This is a genomic window from Thioalkalivibrio denitrificans, from assembly GCF_002000365.1.
In the GTDB taxonomy this organism is placed as follows: Bacteria; Pseudomonadota; Gammaproteobacteria; order Ectothiorhodospirales; family Ectothiorhodospiraceae; genus Thioalkalivibrio_A; species Thioalkalivibrio_A denitrificans.
Window position 1 is genome coordinate 1 of record NZ_MVBK01000150.1, and the last position, 8,319, is coordinate 8,319.

Genomic DNA, 8,319 nt, shown 5'->3' on the forward strand with positions numbered 1-8,319 from the left:
ACCCACCGCTCCGGCGGCCAAGGTGCCCTTCAGAAACACTCGACGCTTGCTGTTCATTTGCTATGTCTCCTGCAATTGGTGTGACACGTGTGTTGTCACTTAATGAGATTGCATACTCCATGCCAACGGCACATACACCTTAAATCAAGAGGTTACATGGGCTCCTGTGGCTCCAGAAGCGGCGGTTGTTGCGAAATGCAACGACCAACCGTTGCATTTTGCGATGCCTGTGCGTGTGGTGCCGGGGTTCGGAGGGGTTTTCCAACCACGAAGCTCACGAAGAACACGAAGGAAAGAATGATGGGCCGTGGAGATTCGGGGCCTCCCTCGCATTGGCGGTGCGCACCGCCATAGGGTTGCCTCGTTGGCTCAAAGGAAAATGTCTCTCGCAAAGGCGCGAAGCCCGCCAAGAAAGACTTGAGAGATCATGAATTGCTCAGAAATCTTCGCGGGCTTCGCGTCTTCGCGAGAGTCCGGTGTCCTTGTCAAACAGAACCACCCCGGGCCAAAGCGACCTGCATTCTCCCGAGGAGCAGGATCGACCCAGTTCACCCTGTTTCGATGTTCCTTCGTGCCCTTCGTGAGCTTCGTGGTGAATAACGACCAGACAGATCCCCGGCACTACTCCGCCTGCTCGTACTGTTGGAGTTTGCGCCAGAGGGTGGACTTGTTGATGCCCAGCGCCCTGGCGGTCTGCTCCCGGTTGCCGCCCAGGCGTTCCAGGGTTTTGAGGATGTATCGGCGTTCCAGGGTGGCCAGGTCCGGCTCGTCGGCATCCAGCGCGGGGGTCGTGCCCTGCGCATCGACCGCGCCCGGCCATTGCGGGTCCAGGTGCAGTTGCGGTCCGTCCGCCAGCGCGATATGGCGCTCTACCAGATTGCGTAGTTCGCGGACGTTGCCGGGCCAGTCATAGGCCTGCAGGCGCTCCAGGGACTGCGCGTCGAAGCCGTCCACCTGTCGGTGATAACGCCCGGCGAACTCTTCCACGAAGGCCTGCAGGAGCACGGGGATGTCCTCGCGGCGGGCGCGCAGCGGCGGCATCACGATCTTGACCACGTTGAGCCGGTGGTAGAGGTCGTGGCGGAACTCACCGGCCTCCACCATGGCCTCCAGGTTGCGGTTGGTGGCGGCAATGAAGCGCACGTCGATGGCAATGGGCCGCACGCTGCCCACGCGCACCACCTGCTGTTCCTGAACCACCCGAAGGAGCTTCACCTGCATGGCGTCGGAGACATTGCAGATCTCGTCGAGGAACACGGTGCCCCCGGAGGCGGACTCCAGCAGGCCCGCCTTGGTGTGAGATGCACCGGTGAAGGCGCCCTTCTCGTGGCCGAACAGTTCAGACTCCAGCAGCGTCTCGTTGAGTGCGCCGCAATCGATCACCACAAACGGCTTCTCCGCATCCGGGCCCTGGTTGTGAATGGCACGCGCCACCAGTTCCTTGCCCGTGCCGGACTCGCCCTCGATGATCACGTTGCAGCGGATGTCCGCCACCTTGTCGATCACCCGGTAGATCCCCTCCATGGCCTCGCCGCGTCCCACCATCCCGTAACGCAGGCGTTCATCCTTGAGCTGGCGGCGCAGCAGCCGGTTCTCGCGCCGCAGGCGCACGCCTTCCAGTGTGCGCTCGATGAGCACCAGCAGTTCGTCTGTGTCGTAGGGTTTCTTGATGAAGTCGGTGGCGCCCAGGCGCAGGGCCTCGATGGCGCTGTCCACCGTGGAGTAACCGGTGATGATGATCACCGGCACGTCGGGGTCGTGCGCGCGCACGGCGCTCAGCAGCTCCATACCGGACATGTTCGGCATGGCCAGGTCGGTGATGATCAGGTCGGCCCCTTCGGCCTTGAAGTGCGCCAGCGCCTCGGCCGGATCGCGGAACACCCGGACCTGGTTCGGACCACCCTCGCAGAAGCGCAGGAACAACTCCCCGGCGCGCGGGTCGTCGTCGACGAAGAGGATGTTGGCGGGGTCGTGCATTGGACTGAAGGTACAAGGTACAAAGTACAAGGTACAAGGGGTAAACCCTTTTCCCTTATCCCTTTGCCCTTGTACCTGCCTTTACGGCTGTTCCCCCCACCCCAGCTTGGCCCGCAGGATCTGCAGGTAGTCGTAGCCTACGGGGTGGATGAGGCGCAGCGGGGTGTGTCTTCGGCGCACGATCAGGCTGTCTCCGGGGCCCAGGGTGGTGCTGTCCTGGCCGTCGAAGGCCGCCTGGGCGTTGGCCCGGTTTTCCTCGCACACGCGGATTTCCACCTCGCTGTCACCGTGTACTACCAGGGGGCGGTTCGACAGGCCGTGGGGGCAGATGGGTACCAGGACGAAGGCATCCAGGCTGGGTGCGAGGATCGGTCCTCCGCCGGACAGGGCGTAGGCGGTGGAGCCGGTGGGCGTGGCCACCACGATGCCGTCGGCACGCTGGGTGTTCACGTGGCGCCCGTCGATGCGTGTCTCGAACTCGATCATGCGCACCACGTCGCGGATGTGCAGCACCACGTCGTTCAGTGCCGGCCGCTCCACCGGGTCCGCCCCGTTGGTGACCACCCGGGTGGCCAGCAGGCTGCGGTGGTCCTCCACGTACTCGCCGGCGAGGATTTCGTCTAGGCGGGTGTGCAACTCGTGGGGCGAGACGTCCACCAGGAAGCCCAGGCGGCCGATATTGATGCCGAGCAGGGGGACCTTGTAGTCCACCATGGCGCGCCCGGCGCTCAGGAAGGTGCCGTCCCCGCCGATCACCACCGCCAGATCGGCCCGTTCGCCCATCTCGTCGAGGGTGACCGCCTCGCAGCCGTGGTCGCTTTCAAGCCACTGGCGGGCACTGTCATCCAGCAGCACGCTGCAGCCATGATCCAGAAGCTGCGCGATCAGGGACTTGAGAATATGCACCAGGCGCTCGTCGCTGCGCTTGGTGATGATGCCCACGGTCTGAAAGTGCGGTTCGGCCATGAACCGGGATTATCGGCTATCAGACTGCAGATGTCAGATATCTGATGTCTGATATCTGATGTCTGACCGCTTGACTCCTTCCCCCGCGCCTATACTATGGGATTAGCACTCTTGCAGGCAGAGTGCTAAATTCTAAGCCACTGAAATTCGAGGTTTCATGGTGGATACGCCGCCCATCAACGAACTCAGCGACCGCGCCCGGCAGCTGCTCCGCACCCTGGTGGAGAGTTATATCCGGGAGGGTCAGCCCGTGGGATCGCGCACCCTGTCGCGCACCGCGGGGCTGGACCTGAGCGCGGCCTCCATCCGTAACATCATGGCGGACCTGGAGGACATGGGGCTGGTCAGTTCGCCGCACACGTCAGCGGGGCGGATTCCCACCCCGGCGGGTTACCGCCTGTTCGTGGACAGCCTGCTGGAGATCAAGCCCCTGGACAGCCGGGAGGTGCAGAGCCTGCGCGAACGGCTCAGGCCGGACCTGGAAACCAAGGTGCTGGTGGAATCGGCCTCGGGTCTCTTGTCCGCCGTCACCCAGATGGCGGGCATGGTGCGGGTGCCGCGCCACGAGCACGCGGAACTGCGCCAGATTGAGTTCATGAAGCTCTCCGAGCGCCGGGTGCTGGTGATCCTGGTGATGAACAAGAACGAGGTGCAGAACCGCATCCTGGAGCTGGATCGCGACTACAGCGCGGGCGAGTTGCAGCAGATGGCCAACTACCTCAACGACCGGGTGGTGGGCCGCGACCTGGTCTCCGTGCGCCAGCAGCTGCTGCGTGAGATGAAGGCGGTGCGCGAGCACATGAACTCCCTCATGCTGGCGGCCATCGAGCTGGGAGAGCAGGCGGTGGCCGCGGACAAGGACGCCGACGACGTGGTGCTGGCGGGCCAGTTCCACCTGCTGGACTATGCCGAACTCACCAGTGTGGAAAAACTGCGCCAGCTGTTCGAGGCCTTCACCGAGAAGCGTGAAATCCTCGGGCTCCTGGACAAGTGCATCAGCGCCCAAGGGGTGCAGATCTTCATCGGACAGGAATCCGGCCACCGGATCCTGGACGACTACAGCGTGGTGACCGCGCCCTACGAGGTGGGCGGCCACGTGGTGGGGGTGCTGGGAGTGATCGGCCCCACCCGCATGCCCTATGACCGGGTGATTCCCATCGTCGACATCACCGCCCGCCTGCTGGGGGCGGCCTTGAATTCCCGATCCTGAATCCCACATTCAAAGCAGTTGATCCCGGGCGAGCGGTTTTTGCCGGGTCCCGGCCGGCGCGGCCCCCGGAACTTGCAGCACATTCGAGATCTTGAGTGGAGAACGCAATGCCCAACGAGGAACAGCAGCAGCCCGGAACCGAGGGAGAAGCGGCGCAGCAGGGACAGGACACATCGGACGCCGGCGGCGAGTTCAATCCCGGCGCCCTGCTCAAGCAACTGGAGGAGGCCCAAGCCAAGGCGCAGGAGCACTTCGACAAGCTGCTGCGGACCCAGGCGGAGATGGAGAACCTGCGCAAGCGCACCGCCCGGGACGTGGAGAATGCCCGCAAGTACGCCCTGGAGCGGTTCGCCTCGGAACTCCTGGCCGTGCGCGACAGCCTGGAGATGGGGCTGGACGCCGCGCGCGGCGAGACCGATGTCGACAAGATCCGTGAGGGCACCGAACTCACCCTGAAGATGCTGGTGCAGCTGATGGAGAAGTTCGGCATTGAGCAGCTCGACCCCCAGGGCGAGCGGTTCGACCCGGACCGCCACCAGGCCATGTCCATGCAGGAGAACGCCGAGCTTGAGCCCAATACGGTCATGACCGTGATGCAGAAGGGCTACCTGCTCAACGACCGCCTGCTGCGCCCCGCCATGGTGATCGTCAGCAAGGCGCCCCAGGATGGTGCTTCCGGGCAGGAATGACCCTTGAAATCCCTGGGGATGCCCCACATGTAGCGGGTAAACGGGAACTTTCACACAGAATTCAGACATTTTCGGAGAAACACCATGGGCAAGATCATCGGTATCGACCTGGGCACCACCAACTCCTGCGTGGCGGTGATGGAAGGTGACAAGGCCAAGGTCATCGAGAACGCCGAGGGCGCCCGCACGACGCCGTCCATCGTGGCCTTCACGGAGGACGGCGAGGTGCTGGTCGGCCAGTCCGCCAAGCGCCAGGCCGTCACCAACCCCAAGAACACGCTGTTCGCCGTCAAGCGCCTGATCGGCCGCCGCTTCGAGGAGCCGGAGGTGCAGAAGGACATCAAGCTGGTCCCCTACGAAATCTTCAAGGCGGACAACGGCGACGCCTGGGTGCGCGTGCGCGACAAGAAGATGGCGCCGCCGGAGATCTCCGCCCGTGTGCTGCAGAAGATGAAAAAGACCGCCGAGGACTATCTCGGCGAGCCGGTTACCGAGGCGGTGATCACGGTGCCGGCCTACTTCAATGATTCCCAGCGTCAGGCCACCAAGGACGCCGGCAAGATCGCCGGTCTCGAGGTCAAGCGCATCATCAACGAGCCCACCGCGGCCGCGCTGGCCTATGGTCTCGACAAGAAGCGCGGCGACCGCAAGGTGGCCGTCTACGACCTGGGCGGCGGTACCTTCGATATTTCCATCATCGAGATCGCCGAGGTGGACGGTGAGCACCAGTTCGAGGTGCTGGCCACCAACGGTGACACCTTCCTGGGCGGCGAGGACTTCGACAGCCGCGTGATCGAGTATCTGGCCGACGAGTTCAAGAAGGAGCAGGGCATCGACCTGCGCGGCGACCCGCTGGCCATGCAGCGCCTCAAGGAGGCCGCCGAGAAGGCCAAGATCGAGCTCTCATCCAGCCAGCAGACGGAGGTGAACCTGCCCTACATCACCGCCGACCAGACCGGCCCGAAGCACCTGAACATCAAGGTGACCCGCGCCAAGCTGGAATCCCTGGTGGAGGAACTGGTCAAGCGCACCATCGAGCCCTGCAAGGTGGCGCTCAAGGACGCCGGCCTGTCGGTCTCCGACGTGGACGACGTCATCCTGGTGGGCGGTCAGACCCGCATGCCCAAGGTTCAGGAGGCGGTGAAGGACTTCTTCGGCAAGGAGCCGCGCAAGGACGTCAACCCGGACGAGGCCGTGGCCGTGGGCGCCGCGATCCAGGCCGGCGTGTTGGGCGGCGACGTCAAGGACGTCCTGCTGCTGGACGTTACGCCGCTGTCGCTGGGTATCGAGACCCTGGGCGGCGTCATGACCAAGCTCATCGAGAAGAACACCACGATCCCCACCAAGGCGACCCAGGTGTTCTCCACCGCCGACGACAACCAGACGGCGGTGACCGTGCACGTGCTGCAGGGCGAGCGCGAGATGGCCAGCGCCAACAAGTCGCTGGGCCGCTTCGACCTGACCGACATCCCGCCCGCGCCGCGCGGCGTGCCGCAGATCGAGGTGATGTTCGACATCGACGCCAACGGCATTCTGAACGTGTCCGCCAAGGACAAGGCCACCGGCAAGGAGAACAAGATCGTCATCAAGGCCTCCTCCGGCCTGACCGAGGAGGAGATCGATCAGATGGTCAAGGACGCCGAGGCCCACGCCGACGAGGACAAGCGCTTCCACGAACTGGTGGGCGCCCGCAACCAGGCCGACAACCTGCTGCACGCCACGGAGAAGTCACTCAAGGAACTGGGCGAGCAGGTGGAGGCCGACGAGAAGCAGGCCATCGAGTCCGCCATGAACGACCTGCGCGAGGCCATCAAGGGCGACGACAAGGACGACATCGAGGCCAAGACCCAGAAGCTGGCCGAGGTCTCGGGCAAGCTGGCCGAGCGGGTTTACGCCAAGCAGTCCGCCGAGGGCGCCGAGGCCGGCGCCGGCGGTGCCGAATCGGCCGGCGGCGAACAGGCCGGCGCCCAGCAGGACGACGTGGTCGACGCCGAGTTCGAGGAAGTGGACGACAAGAAGAAGTAAGCCTGGCTTTGCCCGCACGCTATGCCCTGTAGGTCGGGCTTCAGCCCGACGCAGGTACCTGCCCGGGCAACCGCTGTCGGGCTGAAGCCCGACCTACAGGGAAAAGCGAACCGCAAAGGTCGCGAAGGTCTGCGCTAAGGGCGCAAAGGATTGGAGGGTTTTTGATCCGATCATCCTTTGCGTCCTTTGCGTGTCCTTCGCGCCCTTTGCGTTCCGGCTTTTGACTTTCCAGAAACGAGCACGGACCGAACAACTTCATGGCCAAGCGCGACTACTACGAAATCCTCGGTGTGGCGAAGAACGCCAGCGAGGCGGATCTGAAGAAGGCGTTCCGGCGTCTGGCCATGAAGTACCACCCTGACCGCAATCCCGGCGACAAATCGGCCGAGGATCGTTTCAAGGAGGCCAAGGAGGCCTACGAGGTCCTCACCGACCCCCAGAAGCGCGCCGCCTATGACCAGTTCGGCCATGCCGGCGTGGCCGGCGCGGCGGGTGGCGGCGCCCGCGGCGGGGCGAGCTTCAGCGACATCTTCGAGGACATCTTCGGCGACATCTTCGGCGGCGGGCGGGGCGGGGGCAGCCGCGTCTACCGCGGCGCCGACCTGCAGTACAACCTGGAACTGACCCTCGAGGAGGCCGTGTTCGGCACGGAGGTGAAGATCCGTGTGCCGAGCCTGGTGGAGTGCGGCGAGTGCCACGGCAGCGGCGCGGAGAAGGGCACCACGCCGGAGACCTGTTCCACCTGCGGCGGCGTGGGGCAGGTGCGCATGCAGCAGGGGTTTTTCTCCGTGCAGCAGACCTGTCCGCGCTGTCACGGCACCGGCAAGGTGATCACCGACCCCTGTCATGCCTGCCACGGCCAGGGCCGCGTGGAGGAGCACAAGACGCTCTCCGTCAAGGTACCGCCCGGTGTGGACAGCGGCGACCGCATCCGCCTCTCCGGCGAGGGCGAGGCGGGTCTCAATGGCGGTCCGCCTGGTGACCTCTACGTGCAGGTCCACGTCAAGCCCCACAAGCTCTTCACCCGCAAGGGCAACGATCTGCTCTGCGAGGTCCCCATCAGTTTCACCACCGCGGCACTGGGGGGTGAACTGGAGATCCCCACCCTGGACGGGCGCGTCAATCTCAAGATCCCGGAGGAGACCCAGAGCGGGCGCCTGTTCCGGCTGCGGGGCAAGGGCGTGAAGTCCGTGCACGGCGGCGCCCAGGGCGACATGATCTGCCGGGTCAGCGTGGAAACCCCGGTCAATCTCACCCGCCGCCAGAAGGAACTGCTCCGGGAGCTGGACGAGACCATGAAGGCCGGCGGTTCGCGTCACAGCCCCCAGGAGGAGGGCTGGCTGGACGGGGTGAAGGGGTTCTTCGAGGACCTGAAGTTCTGGAATAGGTAAGGCAGGGCAAAGGTACAAGATACAAGGTACAAGGGGGTTTTCCCCTTTCCCCTTGTATCTT

At 64.5% G+C, this 8,319-nt stretch carries 6 protein-coding genes; 4 read left to right on the top strand and 2 right to left on the bottom strand.

Annotated features, from left to right (window positions below; genetic code table 11):
- Positions 1–621 precede the first annotated feature (621 nt).
- Together B1C78_RS16975 and B1C78_RS16980 are read right to left on the bottom strand one after the other, a co-directional pair.
- On the bottom strand, positions 622–1,977 hold the full coding sequence (locus tag B1C78_RS16975; protein WP_077280336.1) for a sigma-54-dependent transcriptional regulator: 1,356 nt from the start codon (positions 1,975–1,977) through the stop codon (positions 622–624).
- An 81-nt stretch (positions 1,978–2,058) separates the two neighbouring features.
- Complete coding sequence (locus B1C78_RS16980; protein WP_077280337.1) at positions 2,059–2,943, bottom strand: NAD(+) kinase; 885 nt, start codon at positions 2,941–2,943, stop codon at positions 2,059–2,061.
- A 157-nt stretch (positions 2,944–3,100) separates the two neighbouring features.
- Here B1C78_RS16980 and hrcA point away from each other — a divergent pair, with 157 nt between their 5' ends.
- From hrcA to dnaJ, 4 genes are all read left to right on the top strand, one after another.
- Complete coding sequence (gene hrcA, locus B1C78_RS16985; RefSeq protein WP_077280338.1) at positions 3,101–4,153, top strand: heat-inducible transcriptional repressor HrcA; 1,053 nt, start codon at positions 3,101–3,103, stop codon at positions 4,151–4,153.
- 107 nt (positions 4,154–4,260) lie between these two features.
- On the top strand, positions 4,261–4,842 hold the full coding sequence (grpE, locus tag B1C78_RS16990; RefSeq protein WP_077280339.1) for a nucleotide exchange factor GrpE: 582 nt from the start codon (positions 4,261–4,263) through the stop codon (positions 4,840–4,842).
- 84 nt (positions 4,843–4,926) lie between these two features.
- Positions 4,927–6,867 (top strand): molecular chaperone DnaK, encoded by a 1,941-nt coding sequence (gene dnaK, locus B1C78_RS16995; protein ID WP_077280340.1) that lies wholly within the window; start codon positions 4,927–4,929, stop codon positions 6,865–6,867.
- Positions 6,868–7,124: 257 nt separating this feature from the next.
- On the top strand, positions 7,125–8,258 hold the full coding sequence (gene dnaJ / locus B1C78_RS17000; protein ID WP_077280341.1) for a molecular chaperone DnaJ: 1,134 nt from the start codon (positions 7,125–7,127) through the stop codon (positions 8,256–8,258).
- Positions 8,259–8,319: the final 61 nt, after the last annotated feature.